The 17,998-nt window shown below is 67.7% G+C and carries 18 protein-coding genes; 4 read left to right on the top strand and 14 right to left on the bottom strand.

Annotation, left to right across the window (positions count from 1 at the left end):
* Positions 1-9: 9 nt before the first annotated feature.
* The 4 genes from AWC06_RS20870 to metH form a co-directional block, all read right to left on the bottom strand.
* Positions 10-1,446, bottom strand: a complete 1,437-nt coding sequence (locus AWC06_RS20870; protein WP_085199865.1) for a sugar porter family MFS transporter — start codon at positions 1,444-1,446, stop codon at positions 10-12.
* 29 nt (positions 1,447-1,475) lie between these two features.
* A complete protein-coding gene (locus tag AWC06_RS20865; protein WP_085199864.1) occupies positions 1,476-1,898 on the bottom strand; it encodes a VOC family protein in 423 nt (140 codons plus the stop codon).
* A gap of 248 nt (positions 1,899-2,146) precedes the next feature.
* Positions 2,147-3,163 carry an SAM-dependent methyltransferase gene (locus tag AWC06_RS20860; protein WP_139820157.1) on the bottom strand — a complete coding sequence of 339 codons (1,017 nt, stop codon included), beginning with the start codon at positions 3,161-3,163 and terminating at the stop codon, positions 2,147-2,149.
* A 7-nt stretch (positions 3,164-3,170) separates the two neighbouring features.
* Positions 3,171-6,911 carry a methionine synthase gene (metH, locus tag AWC06_RS20855; protein ID WP_085199862.1) on the bottom strand — a complete coding sequence of 1,247 codons (3,741 nt, stop codon included), beginning with the start codon at positions 6,909-6,911 and terminating at the stop codon, positions 3,171-3,173.
* 237 nt (positions 6,912-7,148) lie between these two features.
* Between metH and AWC06_RS20850 the strand changes: the two genes are divergently transcribed.
* Positions 7,149-8,027, top strand: coding sequence for a PAC2 family protein (locus AWC06_RS20850; RefSeq protein WP_085199861.1), 879 nt, complete (start codon positions 7,149-7,151; stop codon positions 8,025-8,027).
* A 72-nt stretch (positions 8,028-8,099) separates the two neighbouring features.
* Here AWC06_RS20850 and AWC06_RS20845 read toward each other — a convergent pair whose 3' ends face one another.
* From AWC06_RS20845 to AWC06_RS20805, 9 genes are all read right to left on the bottom strand, one after another.
* Entirely contained in the window at positions 8,100-8,948 is an 849-nt protein-coding gene (locus AWC06_RS20845) for an SDR family oxidoreductase (protein WP_085199860.1), read from the bottom strand.
* Positions 8,948-10,183 (bottom strand): cysteine--1-D-myo-inosityl 2-amino-2-deoxy-alpha-D-glucopyranoside ligase, encoded by a 1,236-nt coding sequence (mshC, locus tag AWC06_RS20840; RefSeq protein WP_085199859.1) that lies wholly within the window; start codon positions 10,181-10,183, stop codon positions 8,948-8,950. Before mshC ends, AWC06_RS20845 begins: the two co-directional genes overlap by 1 nt.
* A gap of 108 nt (positions 10,184-10,291) precedes the next feature.
* A complete protein-coding gene (locus tag AWC06_RS20835; protein ID WP_085199858.1) occupies positions 10,292-11,101 on the bottom strand; it encodes a 3'(2'),5'-bisphosphate nucleotidase CysQ in 810 nt (269 codons plus the stop codon).
* On the bottom strand, positions 11,080-11,586 hold the full coding sequence (locus tag AWC06_RS20830) for a DUF2505 domain-containing protein (RefSeq protein ID WP_085199857.1): 507 nt from the start codon (positions 11,584-11,586) through the stop codon (positions 11,080-11,082). The genes AWC06_RS20835 and AWC06_RS20830 overlap by 22 nt, the downstream gene beginning before the upstream one ends.
* Positions 11,587-11,607: 21 nt before the next feature.
* Positions 11,608-12,423, bottom strand: coding sequence for an SCO1664 family protein (locus AWC06_RS20825; protein WP_085199856.1), 816 nt, complete (start codon positions 12,421-12,423; stop codon positions 11,608-11,610).
* Entirely contained in the window at positions 12,407-12,994 is a 588-nt protein-coding gene (locus AWC06_RS20820) for a DUF3090 domain-containing protein (RefSeq protein WP_085199855.1), read from the bottom strand. The genes AWC06_RS20825 and AWC06_RS20820 overlap by 17 nt, the downstream gene beginning before the upstream one ends.
* A gap of 63 nt (positions 12,995-13,057) precedes the next feature.
* Entirely contained in the window at positions 13,058-13,750 is a 693-nt protein-coding gene (locus AWC06_RS20815) for a histidine phosphatase family protein (protein WP_085199854.1), read from the bottom strand.
* Entirely contained in the window at positions 13,747-14,589 is an 843-nt protein-coding gene (locus AWC06_RS20810) for an undecaprenyl-diphosphate phosphatase (RefSeq protein WP_085200095.1), read from the bottom strand. Before AWC06_RS20810 ends, AWC06_RS20815 begins: the two co-directional genes overlap by 4 nt.
* A gap of 61 nt (positions 14,590-14,650) precedes the next feature.
* Positions 14,651-14,968, bottom strand: a complete 318-nt coding sequence (locus AWC06_RS20805) for a hypothetical protein (protein ID WP_085199853.1) — start codon at positions 14,966-14,968, stop codon at positions 14,651-14,653.
* A gap of 129 nt (positions 14,969-15,097) precedes the next feature.
* On the opposite strand from AWC06_RS20805, the gene AWC06_RS20800 reads away from it, so the two are divergent.
* Genes AWC06_RS20800 through AWC06_RS20790 form a run of 3 tightly spaced genes read left to right on the top strand, consistent with a single transcriptional unit; the run spans position 15,098 to position 17,459 of the window.
* The gene (locus AWC06_RS20800) at positions 15,098-16,135 is read left to right on the top strand and encodes an NHL repeat-containing protein (protein ID WP_085200094.1); all 1,038 of its coding nucleotides are present in this window, start codon (positions 15,098-15,100) and stop codon (positions 16,133-16,135) included.
* Positions 16,132-16,389 carry a DUF5703 family protein gene (locus AWC06_RS20795; protein ID WP_085199852.1) on the top strand — a complete coding sequence of 86 codons (258 nt, stop codon included), beginning with the start codon at positions 16,132-16,134 and terminating at the stop codon, positions 16,387-16,389. The genes AWC06_RS20800 and AWC06_RS20795 overlap by 4 nt, the downstream gene beginning before the upstream one ends.
* Positions 16,390-16,391: 2 nt before the next feature.
* Entirely contained in the window at positions 16,392-17,459 is a 1,068-nt protein-coding gene (locus tag AWC06_RS20790) for a quinone-dependent dihydroorotate dehydrogenase (RefSeq protein ID WP_085199851.1), read from the top strand.
* Here the strand turns inward: AWC06_RS20790 and AWC06_RS20785 are convergent, their stop codons facing one another.
* Positions 17,460-17,990 carry a YbhB/YbcL family Raf kinase inhibitor-like protein gene (locus AWC06_RS20785; RefSeq protein WP_085199850.1) on the bottom strand — a complete coding sequence of 177 codons (531 nt, stop codon included), beginning with the start codon at positions 17,988-17,990 and terminating at the stop codon, positions 17,460-17,462.
* Positions 17,991-17,998 lie beyond the last annotated feature (8 nt).

Raw genomic sequence — 17,998 nt, 5'->3', positions numbered from 1 at the left:
CGGCGGTTTTCAGCCGCCCTCGGGCAATAACTCGTCATGCATGTCTTCCAGCGGCACACCCTTGGTCTCGCGGACCCATCGCCACACGAAGAGGAACGAGAGCACCGCGCACAGCGTGTAGAAGCCGTAGGCGAAGCCGAGCGCGTGGCGTAGCGCCGGGAACGTCACGGCGACCGTGGCGTTGGTGATCCACTGTGCGGTCGCCGCCAGGCCCGCCGCGGCCGCCCGGATGCGGTTAGGGAACATCTCACCCAGCAGCACCCACAGGATGGGTCCCCATGAGATGCCGAAGGCGACCACGAAGAGGTTCGCGGCGATCAGCGCGATCGTCGCGGCAGCGCCACCGAGATGCGGCCTGCCGTCGACCATCGGTGCGCTGGCGAAGACCACGGTCAACGTCGAAAGCATCACCGCCATGCCCGCGGATCCGGCGAGCAGCAACGGCTTGCGGCCGACCCTGTCGATCAACGCGATGGCGATCAACGTGATGATGACGTTGACCACCGAGGTGATCAGCGCGATCGTGAACGACGATCCCTCACCGAATCCCACGTGTTCCCACAGCACATCGGAGTAAAAGAAGATCACCGTGATGCCGACGAGTTGCTGGAAAACGGCCACTCCCAGGCCGACCCACACGATGCCGTGCAGGCCACCGGTCGGCCTGCGCAGGTCACGCCACGACGGTGGCTGTTCGGCGCGCAGACTCTGGGCGATCCTGTCCATGGTGAGGTCCACATCGCGCCCACCGAGCACCGTCGAAAGGACCCGACGCGCCTCTGGAATTCGCTGCGCGGCAATGAGATAGCGCGGTGATTCCGGGATGGTCAACGCCAGCACGCCATAGACGAGGGCCGGAATTGTTTCGCCGAGGAATGTCCAGCGCCAAGCGGCCATGCCCAGCCACAGTTCGCCGCGGGAGCCGCCGGCGAGATGAAACGGCAGCCAGTTGACGGCCAGGGACGAAAAGATGCCGAGCACGATCGCCAGCTGCTGCAACGACCCGAGCCGGCCGCGGATCTCCGGCGGCGATATCTCGGCGATATACGCGGGCCCGATGACCGACGCGACACCAATACCGAGACCACCCACGACGTGGAAGGCGATGAACATCCAGATGCTGCCGGCCAGGCCGGTGCCCAGCCCACACGCGAAGAACAAGGTGGCGGCCAGCTTCATCATCGCCAAGCGACCGGTGCGGTCGGCGATCCGTCCGGCCAGCGTTGCCCCCATCGCCGCACCCAGCAGTCCGGAGGCGGCCGCGAAACCGAGTAGCACGTTGCCGATCGCGAAGTTCGCCTGCAGCGCCTTGACCGCACCGTTGGTCACCGATACGTCGTAGCCGAAGAGCAGCCCGCCGATCGCGGCCACCGACGCAAATCGGTTGGCGGCAAGGTTCGACGGCAACTCCCCCGCCAGCGGCGCACCAGCTATCCGGCCGGACACAGCCGACCGTTCCCCGCGAGATATTGCCCCTAACCTCCCTTACCTTCGTCGTCGCGCGCGAGGCGGGCCTCGTCGAGCAGGGGCTCGAACAGCTCGACCGGATTACCCGAGGGATCGTCTAGAAGAATCTGCTTTCCACCGACTCCGGTGACGATGTCGTTGCGGAAATGGGCTCCCGCTGCGCGCAGCCGCTCGACCGCCGCCTCCAGGTTAGTGACCTCGATGGAGAAGCGGTTCCAGCCTCCTGGGGCGGGCACCCTTCCGTCGGGCATGGCCTGACCGCCGCCGGGGCCACCGCCCGGGCTGCTGAGCACCAGGCGCAGATTTCCGCGCGACAGCATCGCGAACGCGGGTGCCGGGTGCATGTCTTTGTGGAAGCCAAGGTGCGTGCAGTAGAAGGCGATTGCGGCGTCGACGTCATCGACGATGTAACGAACGCTGACCGTTGCCATCGGTTACCTCCCCGGCGGACTCGCCTGAGGATACGCCGCCCGCAGCGACGCTACGGTGTGGCATGAACTTCTCCGAGATCGAGGTCGCCGTCGACCCTGACCGCCACCAAGCGGCACACCAACGCTGTCACCGAAGGCATGGTGGGCACCGCCCGCGCCTGGAACGACGCCGACTCGCTGGTCACCGCGCTGGGCGATTCCGAGTCACGCGCCGCGGCCGAGGCGTATTTGACGCGTCTGGGCCGCCGCTAGCGCTCGGCGACGACGCCGAACAGCGGATCGGTGGCGAGCAGCCGGTGAAACGCTATAGCGCGATACCCGGCGCCGGTGAGCGCGTCGATGAGTTCGGCGCGTTGCGGCAGCGGCCAGCAACCCGCCGTCGCGCGCAACACGAGATCCAATTCGGCTGCCGACAGCGAACTTCCGGCGAACATCGAGGTCAGTACCAGCCGGCCGGTGGGTGCAAGGCGCTGCCGCAGATCCGTCAGCAGGCTGCGCCACTGTGCCGGGGGGAAGTAGTAGATGTTGTTGTGCAGCGTGATCAGGTCGAACGGGCCGGCGAGCTGCGCAAGGTCCGCGTCTCGAATGTCGGCATGCAGTACCGCACAGCGATCGGCCAGTCCCCAGGCAGCCAGGTTGGCCGACGCGAGCGCGACGACGCGCTCCGCCAGGTCGATGGCGACCGCAGACAACTGCGGGCACGCCTCTGCCGCATGCCGAACGTAGATGCCTGTGCCGCAACCGATTTCAAGCATGGTGTGAGCGGGTCGGTCTTCGACGACGCGACGGACGAAGCGGGCGATGAATGGTTCGACCAGCCGCGAGCCCCGCGCGACCACCTCGTCGTATTCCTCGAGGTATGGGCCGCGTTCGCCGGTCTGCAACCGGGCCGGCAGCTCGCGGTAGACGTCGCCGCGGTAGTCCGCCAGCTCCGCGGTGAACCCGCGAAGACCCTCGCCGTCGTGCGACGCCAAAGCGCGAATTCGGTTGCCCTTCAAGGAGTACCGGCCCTTGCGGCATCGCAGCTCGCCGATCGCGACGCCGACGTCGAGCAATCCGCACAATAAGTCGGCGTCGGCAACGCCGATGGTCTGTGTGAGCTCGTCGACCGTGGCCGACTTGCGCAACGCCGCGATCAAACCAATCCGCTCGGCCGCGCCGAGAAAGCGAATGCGACTGAGCCCACGCGAATCGGCGAGCAATCCCAACGTGGCACGCAGATTCTTCACCGCCTCCGCTGGGGGAAGCCACCACGTTGCGTGCACGCCGGCCTCAGTCCTCCGGGTTGTACGCGAGGTTGGAGCTCAGCCAGCGTTCGGCTTCCCGCAGCGTCCATCCCTTGCGCTTCGCGTAGTCGGCGACCTGGTCCTGGGCGATCCGGCCGACCACGAAGTACTGCGACTGCGGGTGCGAGAAGTACCAGCCGCTGACGGCGGCGCCGGGCCACATCGCCATCGAATCGGTCAGCTCGATGCCGGTGCGCTCCTTCACGTCCAGCAACGTCCAGAGCGTCGCCTTCTCGGTGTGCTCCGGGCAGGCCGGGTAGCCGGGCGCAGGGCGGATTCCGACGTACTTCTCGTCGATGAGTGCGTCGTTGTCCAGCTGCTCGTCGGGCTGGTATCCCCAGAACTCCTTGCGGACCCGCTGGTGCATGCGTTCGGCGAACGCCTCGGCTAGCCGGTCGGCGAGCGACTCCAGCAGGATCGCGCTGTAGTCGTCGAGCGCCGCCTTGAACTCCGCGATCTTCTCCTGGCTGCCGAGCCCGGCGGTGACGGCGAAGGCGCCGACGTAGTCCCGGTGACCCGTTTCTTTGGGGGCGATGTAGTCGCCCAGCGACCTGTTCGGGATGCCTTCGCGGTGCTCGCCCTGCTGGCGCAGGTTGTGCAGCGTGGTCAGCACCTCGCTGCGGGTGTCGTCGGTGTAGAGCTCGATGTCCTCAAAACCTGGGCCGACGGCGTTGGCGGGGAAGAACCCGATCACGCCGTTGGCGGTCAGCCACTTCTCCTTGATCAGCGTGTCGAGCATCTCTTGGGCGTCGTCGTACAGCTTGCGGGCCGCCTCGCCGGTGGCCGGATTGTTGAGGATGTCGGGGAAGCGGCCCTTCATCTCCCAGGCGTTGAAGAACGGCTGCCAGTCGATGTACTCGCGCAACTCGGCGAGGTCGTAGTCGTGAAATTCCCGTACTCCCAAGCCCATTGCGGGCACCGGCGGCGCGTAGCCGTCCCACTCGATCGGCGTCCGGTTGGCGCGGGCCTTCTCCAGGGTCAGCGTCGGCCGCTCGTTCTTCTGGGCGTGCCGTTCGCGCAGCGAGGTGTAGTCCTTTTCGGTGGCCTCCAGCAGGGCCGGCCGCTGTTTGGGGTCGAGGAGCGCGGCGGCCACCGGCACCGAGCGGGAGGCGTCTTTGACCCAGACCACCGGACCGCTACGGCGCGGCGATATCTTCACGGCCGTGTGGGCGCGCGACGTGGTCGCGCCACCGATGAGCAGCGGGATCTCCATCCCCTCGCGTTCCATCTCGGCGGCGAAGTTGACCATCTCGTCCAGCGACGGGGTGATCAGGCCCGAGAGGCCGATGATGTCGGCGTCGTGCTCGTTCGCTGCGGCCAGGATTTTCTCGGCGGGCACCATCACCCCGAGGTCGATCACTTCGAAGTTGTTGCACTGCAACACAACTCCGACGATGTTCTTGCCGATGTCGTGGACGTCGCCCTTGACGGTCGCCATCACGATCGTGCCGTTGGTGTCCTTGGAGTCACCCGGCTGCTTTTCCGCCTCGATGAACGGCAATAGGTAGGCGACGGCCTTCTTCATCACCCGGGCCGACTTCACGACCTGGGGCAAGAACATCTTCCCCGAGCCGAAGAGGTCACCGACGACGTTCATGCCGTCCATCAGGGGGCCCTCGATCACCTCGATCGGGCGGCCACCCGCGGCGGCGATCTCGGCCCGCAGTTCCTCGGTGTCCTCGTCGACGTGGGCGTCGATGCCCTTGACCAAGGCGTGCGTGATCCGCTCGCGGACCGGCAAGCCGCGCCACTCGGCGGCCGCCGCATCGTCGGCCTTTTCCGACTTGTTGAACCGTTCCGCGATCTCCAGGAGCCGTTCGGCCGCATCCGGGCGGCGGTTCAGCACGACGTCCTCGATGCGCTCGCGCAGCTCGGGGTCGATCGAGTCGTAGGGCACCAGCGCGCCCGCGTTGACGATGCCCATGTCCAGGCCGGCTTTGATGGCGTAGAACAGGAACACCGCGTGGATGGCCTCGCGGACAGGGTTGTTGCCGCGGAACGAGAACGACACGTTGGAGATGCCGCCGGAGATGTGCACCCCGGGGAGGTTCTCCTTGATCCAGGCGCAGGCCTCGATGAAGTCGATCCCGTAGGTCGCGTGCTCCTCGATCCCGGTCGCCAGCGCGAAGCAGTTCGGGTCGAAGATGATGTCCTCGGGCGGGAAGCCGACCTCTTCGGTCAGGATCCGGTAGGCGCGCTCGCAGATCTGTTTGCGGCGTTCCAGGTTGTCGGCTTGGCCCTGTTCGTCGAAGGCCATCACGACGACGGCGGCGCCGTATTTGCGGCACACCCGTGCCTCGCGGACGAACTTCTCCTCGCCCTCCTTCAGGGAGATCGAGTTGACGATCGGCTTGCCCTGCACGTTCTTCAGGCCGGCCTCGATGACTTCCCACTTGGAGGAGTCGATCATCACCGGGACGCGGCTGATGTCCGGCTCGGTCGCGATCAGCTTGGTGAACCGGTCCATCGCGGCGACGCCGTCGATCATGCCTTCGTCCATGTTGATGTCGATGACCTGCGCGCCGGCCTCGACCTGCTGCAGGGCGACCGACAGCGCACTGTCGTAGTCCTCGGATTTGATCAGGTTGCGGAACCGGGCGGAGCCGGTGATGTTGGTGCGCTCACCGATGTTCACGAACAGTGAGTCTTCGGTGATGTTGAGCGGCTCGAGGCCCGAAAGCCGGGTGGCCACTTCGATTTTCGGCACCTCGCGCGGGGGTTTGCCCTCGACGACCCTGGCGATCTCGGCGATGTGCGGCGGCGCGGTTCCGCAGCACCCACCTACGATGTTGACCAGGCCGGCTTCGGCGAAGTCGGCGATGTAGCCAGCCTGACGTTCCGGCGTCTCGTCGTACTCGCCAAACGCGTTGGGCAGTCCGGCGTTTGGATAGCAGGAGACGAAGGTGTCCGCGATCCGCGCCATCTCGGCGATGTAGGGCCTCATCTCCGGCGCGCCCAGCGCGCAGTTGAGGCCCACCGCAATCGGCTTGGCGTGCCTTATCGAGTTCCAGAATGCCTCGGTGACTTGCCCGGACAGTGTTCGTCCGGACGCGTCGGTGATGGTGCCCGAGATGATCACCGGCCAGCGACGTCCGCGGTCCTCGAACAGCGTCTCGATGGCGAACACCGCCGCCTTGGCGTTGAGCGTGTCGAAGATCGTCTCGACGATGAGCAGGTCGGCACCGCCGTCGACCAGGCCGTTGGCGGCTTCGAGGTAGGCGGCGACCAGCTGGTCGTAGGAGACGTTGCGGGCTCCAGGGTCGTTGACGTCCGGCGAGATCGACGCGGTCCGCGTCGTCGGCCCGATTGCGCCGGCAACGTAGCGGGGCTTCTCCGGGGTGCTGAACTCGTAGGCCGCCTTGCGTGCCAGGGCGGCGCCGGCGTAGTTCAGCTCGTAGCTCAGGTCCGCCATGTCGTAGTCGGAGAGCGAGATCGCGTTCGCGTTGAACGTGTTGGTTTCCAGGATGTCGGCGCCCGCCTCGAGGTACTCGCGGTGGATCCCGGCGATGATCTGCGGCTGCGTCAGGTTGAGCAGGTCGTTGTTGCCCTGAAGCGCGGTCGGCCACTCCGTGAACCGATCGCCGCGGTAGCCGGCCTCGTCCGGCCGGTCGCGCTGGATCGCCGTTCCCATCGCGCCGTCGATCACCATGATCCGCTGGCGCAGAACAGCCGTCAGTTCGTCGGTGCAGTCGGGGCGGATGTTCGGCTCAAAGGAGGTCACGTGCATTCCTTCCGTAGCGGAAGGCGTCCTTGAATCTGCCGAGCGTGGCGGATACCGGACGGGGACCAGGCCCCCCCAATAACCGTTGCAACGCCTCTCGGCCAGAAAAGTCTACGTCGTCGACGTCTAGACGCCCGGCTTAGCTCGACCCGGTGGGAATCATCCCCACAAGCATAGCCGGTCTATGGAAATGCCTCGGTCGCTCTGCGCGCCGGCAACCTGGTCAGGCCGTACGCTGATTTCGTGACCTCGCCGGATGCCAGCGCTGCGTTGCCCGAATTGCACAACACCATTGTGGTGGCGGCGTTCGAGGGGTGGAACGACGCCGGTGATGCGGCCAGCGATGCGTTGGAACACCTGGACGCCATCTGGGAGGCCGATCCGATCGTCGAGATCGACGACGAGGCCTACTACGACTACCAGGTCAACCGTCCGGTGATCCGCCAGGTCGACGGGGTCACGCGGGAATTGGTGTGGCCGTCGATGCGAATCTCGCACTGCCGGCCGCCGGGCAGCGACCGAGACATCGTGTTGATGCACGGCGTGGAGCCGAATATGCGTTGGCGCACGTTTTGCGCCGAGCTGCTGGCGGTGGCCGACAAGCTCAATGTCGACACGGTCGTGATCCTCGGCGCGCTGCTGGCCGACACACCACACACCCGGCCGGTGCCGGTGTCCGGCGCGGCCTACTCCCCCGAGTCGGCGCGGCACTTCGGCCTGGAGGAAACCCGCTACGAGGGCCCGACCGGTATCGCCGGTGTATTCCAGGACGCGTGCGTGGCGGCGGGGATACCGGCCGTGACGTTCTGGGCGGCCGTGCCGCACTACGTGTCACAGCCACCCAACCCCAAGGCGACGGTGGCGCTGCTGCGCCGCGTCGAGGATGTGCTCGACATCGAGGTGCCGCTGGCCGGCCTGCCTTCGCAGGCCGAGGAGTGGGAGGCGGCGGTCAGCGAGATGACCGCCGAGGACGACGAGATCGCCGAGTACGTGCAGTCGTTGGAACAGCGCGGCGACGCCGACGTCGACATGAACGAGGTGCTCGGCAAGATCGACGGCGACGCCCTGGCCGCCGAGTTCGAGCGTTACCTGCGCCGCCGCCGCCCCGGCTTCGGGCGCTGACGTTTTTGCGGCGAGCGTCGACTTGTCGGGCGAAAACCGGGCATTCGAGCCCAACAACTCGACGTTCGGCGCTCAGGGACGCTTGTCCAGCGCCGCGACTTCGGCGTCCATCCGCGGCAGCAGGTCGGGCACGAACCGCAGCACCGGCGCCTCGCCGACGCGGGTGGCCAGTGTCGGTTTCAGCCAGCGGACCGCGCCGACCCAGGCCGGGCAGTTGATCCGGCGCTTGCGCCGTTCGATGCCCTTGACGAAGGCCTGCCCGCACTTGTGCACCGAGGTCGTCCGGTTGAGCGGATGGGGCAGTTTGGTCAGCATCTCGCCGAACGTCGAGAGGTCCGCCTTGCTGTCCAGCACCATCGCCGTGTCGATCCACGACATGTGCGCCGACCCGACGTCGACACCGAGGTGCGAGACCTCCAGCCGCAGCGCGTTGGCGAACAGCTCGACGGCGGCCTTGGATGCGTTGTACGGCGATAGGCCCGGACAGGCGGCGTAGGCGGCCAGTGAGGACACGATCAGCACGTAGCCGCGGCGTTCGATCACCGCGGGCAAACTGGCGCGCACGGTGTGAAACACGCCGAGCACGTTGATGTCGATGAGCCGCCGGAACGCCTCCGGGTCGACCTGCAGCACCGACCCGTGACTGATCACACCGGCATTGGCCACGACGACGTCGATGCCGCCGAAGCGCTCGACGGCACGGTCGGCGGCGGCTTGCATGGCCGCCAGGTCGCACACGTCGGCCTTCACCGTCAGCACGCGGTCGTCACCCAGTTCGCCGTCCACCTTCTCGAGCTGCGCTTCGTCCAGGTCGGTCAGCACCAGCTTGGCGCCCTTGGCGTGCAGGCGACGTGCTACTTCTGCCCCAATGCCACGCGCACCACCGGTGATGAACACGACGCGGGAATCGACCGAGGTCATCAGAGCTCTACTCCTAGCAGTGCGTCCACCGCGGATGCCACCGCCCGCGGCGCGTCCGCGTCGTGACCGCCGTACTCCAGCGCGTCGGTGACCCAACCATCAAGGGCGGCAAGCGCTTTGGGCGTATCGAGGTCATCGGCCAGATAACGGCGCAGCCGGGCGATGGTGTCTGCGGCGTCCGGTCCGGCGGGCAGAGTGGTCGCGGCCCGCCAACGCTGCAGCCGCGCCGTGGCCTGCTCCAGTAGCTGGGCGTCCCAGTCGCGGTCGGCGCGATAGTGCCCGGCCAGCAGGCCCAACCGGATAGCCGCCGGCTCGACGCCCTCGGCGCGCAGGGCCGACACCAGCACCAGGTTGCCGCGGCTCTTGGACATCTTGTGACCGGCCCAGCCGATCATGCCGGCGTGCACGTAGTGCCGGGCGAATCGCCGTTCGCCGCTGACACATTCGGCGTGCGCGGCGGTGAACTCGTGATGCGGGAAGATCAGGTCGCTGCCGCCGCCCTGAATGTCCAGGCCGGTGCCGATGCGGCTGAGCGCAATCGCCGCGCATTCGACGTGCCATCCGGGGCGGCCGGGGCCGAACGGCGAGGGCCAGCTCGGCTCGCCGGGCCGTGCGGCGCGCCACATCAGCGCGTCGAGCTGGTCGCTTTTGCCGGGCCGCTCGGGATCTCCGCCGCGCTCGGCGGACAGGGCGAGCATGGTGTCGCGGTCATAACCGGATTCGTAGCCGAATTGCAGGGTGGCGTCGGCGCGGAAGTAGACGTCCGGGTAATCGCCGTCGACGATGTAGGCCGCTCCTGACGCCAGCATCTTCTCCACCAGCTCGATGACCTCTGCCACCGCCTCGCTCGCCGCCACGTACTCGCGTGGCGGCAGCACCCGCAATGCCGCCATGTCGTCGCGGAACAAGCCGACCTCCCGGCTCGCCAGCTCACGCCACGGCACGCCGTCGCTGTCGGCGCGTTCGAACAGCGGCTCGTCGACGTCGGTGACGTTCTGCACGTAGTGCACATCGTGTCCGATGTCCAGCAACAGGCGCTGGATCAGGTCGAACGCCAGATAGGTGGCGGCGTGGCCCAGGTGGGTGGCGTCGTACGGTGTGATCCCGCAGACGTACATGGTGGCGGTGGGCCCGGCCGCCAAGGGACGCACCTGCCTGTCGGAGGTGTCATACAGCCGCAGCTCCGGGCCGCGTCCCGGCAGGACCGGAAGGCGGGCGGGAGGCCAGGACTGCATACCGTCGACTTTAAGGCCGTCAGCTCGCCAACCGGATAGCACCCACGTTGGATGGCGGCGACCGGTCCCCCTCGCCGCTCCGCGGCTGGGGGTGCCCCCAGCGCCCGGCTACGCCGCGCTTGCGATCGCCGCCAGTAGCACCTCGGCCAGCTCAGGGCGACACATCAGGAAGTCGGGCAGGTACGGGTCGGGGCGGTTGTAGACCAGCTCGGAGCCATCCAGCCGCGAGGCATGCATACCCGCGGCCAGGATCACGCCCGCCGGTGCGGCCGAGTCCCACTCCCACTGCCCGCCGGCATGAACGTAGGCGTCGGCGTCACCGCGCAGCAGCGACATCGCCTTCGCACCTGCCGAACCGATCCGCACGGTCTCGATGTCCAACCGCTCGGCGAGCCGATACAGCACCGCGGGCGGGCGGCTCGAGCTTGCGGTGATGCGAATCGGCCCCGAATGCCCCGTCCGGGGCGCGGTGGCGGTATCGCTGCGATACAGCTCCCCCATCGCCGGCAAGGCGACCGCGGCGTCGGTGATCGCGCCGCTGGGCCCGCCGTGCCGCTGCCACAAGGCCACGTGCACGGCCCAGTCGTCGCGGCCCGGCTCGGAGAATTCGCGGGTGCCGTCCAACGGGTCGACGATCCACACCCGGTCGGCCTGCAACCGGGTCAAATCGTCGTAGGCCTCCTCGGACAGCACCGCGTCGCCCGGACGCTCGGCATGTAGCCGCCGCAGGATCAGCGAATTGGCTTGAATGTCACCGGCATCCCCGAGCAGCCACGGGTAGTCGAACCCGACCTTGTCGCGCACCGCCAGCAACAGCCTGCCAGCGTGCTCCGCCAGCTGCGCGGCCAGCTCGGCGTCGCTCAGGTCCGGGCTCACCCCGCCAGTATCGCCAACCGTCAGTGGTTTTCCGCAATCCATTCGGTGGTGAAGCGCTCGAATGCCCTGAGATCGTTGCCGAGTTGGCTGCCGAGGAACCTTTCGATGGCGCCGCCGACCACTGGGACTTTGACCTTGACGGTCCCGGTGAGATCCAGCCGCGAACCATTGCCGTCCGGTACCAGCAGCCCCTGTCCGGCTGCGGACGCCGATACCCGGGCAACAGCCATGTTGATCTCGCCGCGCACCCGGTCGCGGCCGACCGGACTCCACCTCTGGGTCTGCGTCCACTCCAGGTCGCCGCCCGCCAGCTTGGTGACCAGCGCGGGCAGCCGGTCGCGGGAGACGCCAAGGCTGACGGCTACGGTCACCGTGTCGTCAGAATCGACGGTCAGCGAGTCCAGCGTGGCCGTGCCGGCCTGGAATGCGGCTATCCTCGCCTGCCAGTAGTCCTCGTCGCACAGCGCTGAATGGACTTGGTCGACGGTGACCGGAAAGTCAACCGACGCGTCGAAGGACCGCGGCATGCCGAACCACGCTACCTGCTCTCAGAACGCCGGCCAGGGGATCGGACGGTGTCGGTTGGGGCCGGGCATCACCGGGTTGTCCAGCAGCGCGCAAGCGCGCCGGCGCAGCGCCGCGATCTCGGCGGCGGTTATGTGCCCGGCCAGTTCGTCGCACAGCGGGCCGGCCAGCGCGTCGACCAGCCGGTTTACCGCTTCCAGCGTCCGCTCGTCGACGGGCTTGCCTGCCCACCCCCACAGCACGGTGCGCAGCTTGTCCTCGACGTGCAGACACACACCGTGATCGACACCGTAGACGTGCCCGTCGACGTCGCGAAGGATGTGTCCGCCCTTCCGATCGGCGTTGTTGATCAGCACGTCGAACACCGCCATCCGCCACAGCCTGATGTCGTCGGCGTGCATCAACATAACCTCGTCACCGGCGTAGTCGTAGGCCCGCAGCACCGGCAGATAGCCGGCCGGCGGCTCGCCGGCGGGGAACAGATCGACCAGTTCGGGCCCCGGCTCGGGATCGGAGTCCGGCGCATCACCGGGTTGGTCCACCCACAGCTGCAGCATGCCGCGACCGGCCGGCCCGACCCGAATGATCGTGTACGGCACAAGGTTCCACCCCAACTGCGTGGACACCAGGTACGCACCGAGCTCTCGGCCGGCCAGTGTCCCGTCGGGAAAGTCCCAAAGCGGCGCCTCGCCGGCGACCGGCTTGTAGATGCAATGCACGCTGTGCTCTCCCAGCGTCGATTCGCACAGGAAGGTGGCGTTACTGGCCGACCGAATGCGTCCCAGGACGGTCAGCTCGCCGCGCCGCAGGACCTCGCGATCGTCAGGCCTCGGCGTCATCGTCAGGCCCGAGCAACGCGCTGCGGCGGTAGCCGTTGGTCCGCGCGCAGATGTGTCCCTCAGGGTCCAGCGGTTCATCGCAGAGCGGGCACGGCGGACGGCCCGCGGAGATGACACGGTTGGAGCGGGTCGCGAACTCCCGTGCCGACTCCGGCGTCAGGAACACCCGCACGGCGTCGGGACCCTCCTCGGTGTCGTCGAGCACCACGGACGCGTCGAACTCGGTATCGGTGACCGCCAACAGTTCAACCACGACGGTTTGGGCTTCGGAGTCCCAGCCCAGTCCCATGGTCCCGACGCGGAATTCGGCGTCGACCGGGGTGATCAATGGGCTGAGGTCTTCAACGTCGGCGGTCTCCGGCGGAACGGGTGTGCCGAACCTGCGGTTGACTTCGAGCAGCAGCGCGCCGATGCGCTCGGCGAGCACCGCCACCTGCTGCTTCTCCAACACCACCGACACCACCCGAGAGTCGTGCACCGCCTGCAGATAGAAGGTGCGGTTTCCGGGCTGCCCGACTGTCCCGGCGACGAAGCGGTCGGGTGAGCGGAAGACGTGAATTGCGCGGGGCATGACACTTCCAAAATACCGGCAGTCGCGGTTACGTCGTAACGTCTCAGCAGGACACAAACACAGTCAATCGGTGGAGCCGCCGACCACCGCGTCACCGGGCGGCGTCTCGCCATCTTGTCCCGCGGGCGCGGTCAGCGCAGACGTCAGCCGAGCGCCGGTGTGGTTGACGTGCAGCACGAACGGGCGCAGCCGGGTGTAGCTGATCACGCTCATCGAGGCCGGGTCGGCGCTGATGCGCTGAAAGTTGTCCAAATGCAGCGCGAGTGCGTCAGCGACGACGGCCTTGATGACGTCGCCGTGGGTGCAGGCCAGCCACAGCGCACCGGCGCCATGCTGCTCGGCCAACCGCCGGTCGTGGTCGCGCACCGCGGCGACCGCACGCGTCTGCACCTGCGCCAGCCCTTCACCGCCGGGGAACTCCGCTGCGCTGGGGTGCGCTTGCACCACCGCCCACAGCGGCTCCTTGGTCAGCTCGGCGATTTTGCGGCCCGTCCATTCGCCGTAGTCCACCTCGGAGAGCCGTTCGTCGACGACGGGTTCGACGCCGAGCCGTTCGGCCAGCGGCTCGATCGTGCGCCGGCACCGCAGCAGCGGCGAGGACACCACTGCCCGGATCGGCAGATCACCGAGGCGGTCGCTCAGTTCGGCGGCTTGCTCGCGGCCCTTGTCGTCGAGGTCGACGCCCTCGGAGCGGCCGGCCAGGACGTGTGCCGTGTTCGAGCTGGAGCGGCCATGCCGTAACAGGATGACGGTCATCTCGGCGCCACCACCCCGCTCGCCAACAGGATCATCACGCCGACACCGACCGCGACCCGGTAGCCGACGAACCAATACATGCTGTGCGCCACCAGAAACCGCAGAAACCACGCCACCGCGGCGAGCCCGATGACAAAGGCGATCACGGTGGCCACCAACAGCTGCGGGCCGGTGGCGCTCATCCCCTCACGAACCGGTTGGAAGGCGTCCGGCAAGGAGAACAACCCGGAGGCGAACACCGCCGGAATGGCAAGCAGAAAGCCGAACCGAGCGGCCAGCTCACGTTCGAGCCCGAGAAACAGCCCGGCGCTGATGGTGGCCCCGGACCGCGACACCCCGGGGACCAACGCCAGCGTTTGGGCGAAGCCAACGACGACCGCATCGCGCCAGGTTAGCTGGTCGATGTGGCGGCTTTGCCGACCGAAATACTCGGCGGCCGCAATGACCGCCGAGAACACCACCAGCGCTGTCGCCACCACCCACAGATCGCGTACCCCCGAACGGATCTCATCGGTGAACACCACGCCCAGCACGCAGATCGGGATCGTCCCGATGATCACATACCAACCCAGCCGGTAGTCCGAAGTACGGTGCTTGGGAAGGGCTCGAGTGACAACCAGGCCGTCAACCCAAGCTTTGACGATCCGCACGATGTCCCGGGCGAAATAAGCCAATACTGCGGCCTCAGTGCCCAATTGCGTGACGGCGGTGAATGACGCGCCGGCGTCGTCGGCGAAGAAGATTCGCGACACGATCGCGAGGTGGCCCGATGACGACACCGGCAAGAACTCGGTCAGACCTTGCACCACAGCCAAAACGATGACCTGCGACCAAGACATCGTCGGCGTCGCAGTCACGACGACGACCGTACCGGGTGTGCCCGGCCGCTACAGGAGGGGCTTAGCCGGTGACCGGCTCGGCAGACACCACGGAGTCACGGACCGCCGCGGCCAGGCTGCGCTCGTCGGTGACGTCGACGTCGACGACGCTGCGCCGCGCCGTGGCCACCACGTCTTCGGGCTGCGGGACGGGCCCGCTCAGCCGCGGCCGGTAGATCTCGACAAGCAGCCACTGACCTTCGATGCGGAAGGCGAAACTGCGCCCGTCGCCGACCTGCCCGAACCCACTGGCCAGCACTTTGGCCGAGAAGACCCCCGACCACATGTCCTCGATAGCAAACTCGCTGTCGGAGAATCGGCGATCGGCGGCAACGCTCATGGCGCGACCCTACCTCGCTGCAGACCGGTAGCCGCCGCGGCGTTGCCGCACCGCCCCGGGCAATCTTCCTTAGAATCGGACTCCCAGCCAGCCTTCCGGCGCATATCCGAAAGTTACCCCGTGCCGCATATCCGTAAACACGGCGAACAGGCAGTTCACCGCTGCGCCGCCAGCCTGCTGTTTTTGCTGATCACGGTCGTTGGATGTACATCCAATACGCTCGAGGCAACGCCGCCGACGACCGACCCCGCACAGCCGGTGCAGTCGCCCCCGACCTCGCGCAGTCCAGCGGGTTTGGTGCGTCCGATGGGCGGCGACGGCCAGGCGGCGATATTCGACCATCGGACTGCCCTCCTGGCGACGCTGACCGCAAGCGGGCAATCCCGGGCCGCCAAAAGCCTCGCGCTCTTGAGCTCCCAGCAAACTCCGCTTCGCGTGATCGACCTGCCCGGGCCGGCGAGCGGGCTAACCGGTGACGGCGACGGCACAGCTTATTTGTCCGCCCGCGGCGGCTACTTCGTGGTCGATCTGCCGGCCGGGCGGGTGACACGCGTGGCTGTCACCGGCGCGGACAACGTCGAATTCACGGCGATCGCCCGGCGCGCCGACCGGACCCTCGCGCTGGGGACGGCCGACGGCACGGTGTACCTGCTTTCCGCTCCGGCCACAGTCACCAGCCGGATACACATCTTTGCGCGTGTGGATTCTCTTGCTGTGCAGGGAAATACCGTCGCGGTCTTGGATCGCGCACAGACTTCGGTTACCACGATCGGCGTCGACGGCAAGGTCGGGCAGGCGTTGCGCGCCGGCCAGGGCGCCACCACCCTGGCGGCCGATCCGGCGGGGCGGCTGCTGGTCGCCGACACTCGGGGTGGCCAGCTGCTGGCGTTCGGCGTCGACCCGCTGATCCTGCGCCAGGCCTATCCCGTGCCGCAGTCACCGTATGGTCTGGCGGGATCCCGTGGGCTGACCTGGGTGTCGCAGACCGCGGCGAATATGGTCATTGGTTACGATCTGTCCACCGGAATACCCGTCGAAAAGGTGCGATACCCAACCGTGCGGCAACCCAACACGCTGGCCTTCGATGATGCTTCGGGCACGTTGTATGTGGTGTCGGGTTCCGGCGAGGGAGTTCAGGTCATCGAACATGCGGCGGGTCCCCGTTGACCGCGGCGCGGCGCAGCCGGCTGCCGGCGGGGTGGGACACCGAGATGTCCGACGAATACGAGTGGGCGCCGCTGCGCCTGCCGCCGGAGGTGACCAGGCTCAGCGCCTCGACCCGGCTGTCCATCGAAGCGGAGTACCGCGGCTGGGAGCTGACCCGGGTTCGGCTCTACACCGACGGGAGCCGACGGGTGTTGTTGCGCCGCAAGAAATCTCGCTTTGACGAGGGCGGGCGGCCCGACCAGCCCGCGCTGTAACGGTGTACGGCGTACTCCGCCGGGCGCTGTTCCTGGTGCCGGCCGAACGCATCCACACGGTGGTGTTCGCCGCGCTACGGGGCAGCACCGCGCCCGCACCGGCGCGGCGGCTCCTTCACCGGGCACTGGCACCGGCCGACCCGATACTGGTCAGCACGGTGTTCGGGGTTCGGTTCCCGGGTCCCCTGGGCCTGGCCGCGGGCTTCGACAAGGACGGCCTGGGGCTGCACACCTGGGGTGCGCTGGGCTTCGGCTACGCCGAGGTGGGGACCGTCACCGCCCGCCCGCAACCGGGCAACCCGGCGCCCCGCATGTTTCGGCTGCCCGCTGATCGCGCCCTGCTCAACCGGCTGGGCTTCAACAATCGCGGCGCGGCTGAGCTGGCGACCAGGCTCGCGCGGCAGCGCCCCGATGTACCCATCGGAGTCAACATCGGCATGACCAAATCCACCCCGCCCGAACGCGCCGCCGACGATTATGCGGCCAGCGCTCGGCTGGTCGGCCCGCTGGCGTCGTATCTGGTGGTCAACGTGAGTTCGCCGAACACGCCTGGGCTGCGCGATCTGCAGGCGGTCGAGTCGCTGCGCGCCGTCCTGTCCGCCGTGCTCGCGGAGACCTCGACGCCGGTGCTGGTGAAGATTGCACCGGATTTGGCCGATTCCGATATCGACGACATCGCGGACCTGGCGGTCGAGCTCGGTTTGGCCGGCATTGTGGCCACCAACACCACGGTGTCGCGCGACGGCCTGATCACACCGGGGGCGGACGCGCTCGGCCCCGGCGGTATCTCGGGGCCGCCGCTGGCGCGCCGGGCCACCGAGGTGCTGCGACGGCTCTACGACCGGGTCGGCCAGCGGTTGACGCTCATCAGCGTCGGCGGCATCGAGACCGTCGACGACGCGTGGGACCGCATCACCGCGGGAGCGTCGCTGCTGCAGGGCTACACGGGCTTCATCTACGGAGGAGGCTTGTGGGCCAAGCACATTCACGACGGTATCGCCCGCCGGCTGCGCGACGGCGGATTCGCCGCGTTGAGCGAGGCCGTCGGGTCGGCCAACCGTAAGTGCTAGCTACCGCTGCTCGTAGGTGCCGTAGATGACGGCCCGTGCGATCGCGTGCTGGAACAGGTTGAAGCCCAAAAACGCCGGGCTGGCATCCTCGGGGAGGTCGAGTTTTTCGACGTCGACCGCGTGCACGGTGACGTAGTAGCGATGCGGCCCATGACCCTTGGGCGGCGCCGCCCCGACATAGCGGCGCATGCCGGCGTCGTTGACCAGCGTCAGCGCCCCACCCGGTAGTTCACGGCCATCGCCCACGCCGTCGGGCAGCTCGGTAACCGAGGCGGGCAGGTTGGCCACCGCCCAGTGCCAGAAGCCGGACAAGGTCGGCGCATCGGGGTCGTAGACGGTGACCGCGAAGCTGCGCGTCTCTTCCGGGAAGCCCGACCAGCTCAGTTGTGGGCTGACATCCTCGCCGCCCGCGCCCATGATCCCGCTGATCTGGGCGGTGGCCAGCGGCTGTCCATCGGTGATCGAGGCCGATTCCAGATGAAACGACGGCAGCTTCGGCAGCGTGGCGTACGGGTCGGGCGGTGCGATCATGGTCAGTC

The organism is Mycobacterium fragae, from assembly GCF_002102185.1.
Taxonomy (GTDB): Bacteria; Actinomycetota; Actinomycetes; order Mycobacteriales; family Mycobacteriaceae; genus Mycobacterium; species Mycobacterium fragae.
Note: the sequence above shows the minus strand (reverse complement) of the source record. Positions and strands in the feature narration are given on the sequence as shown.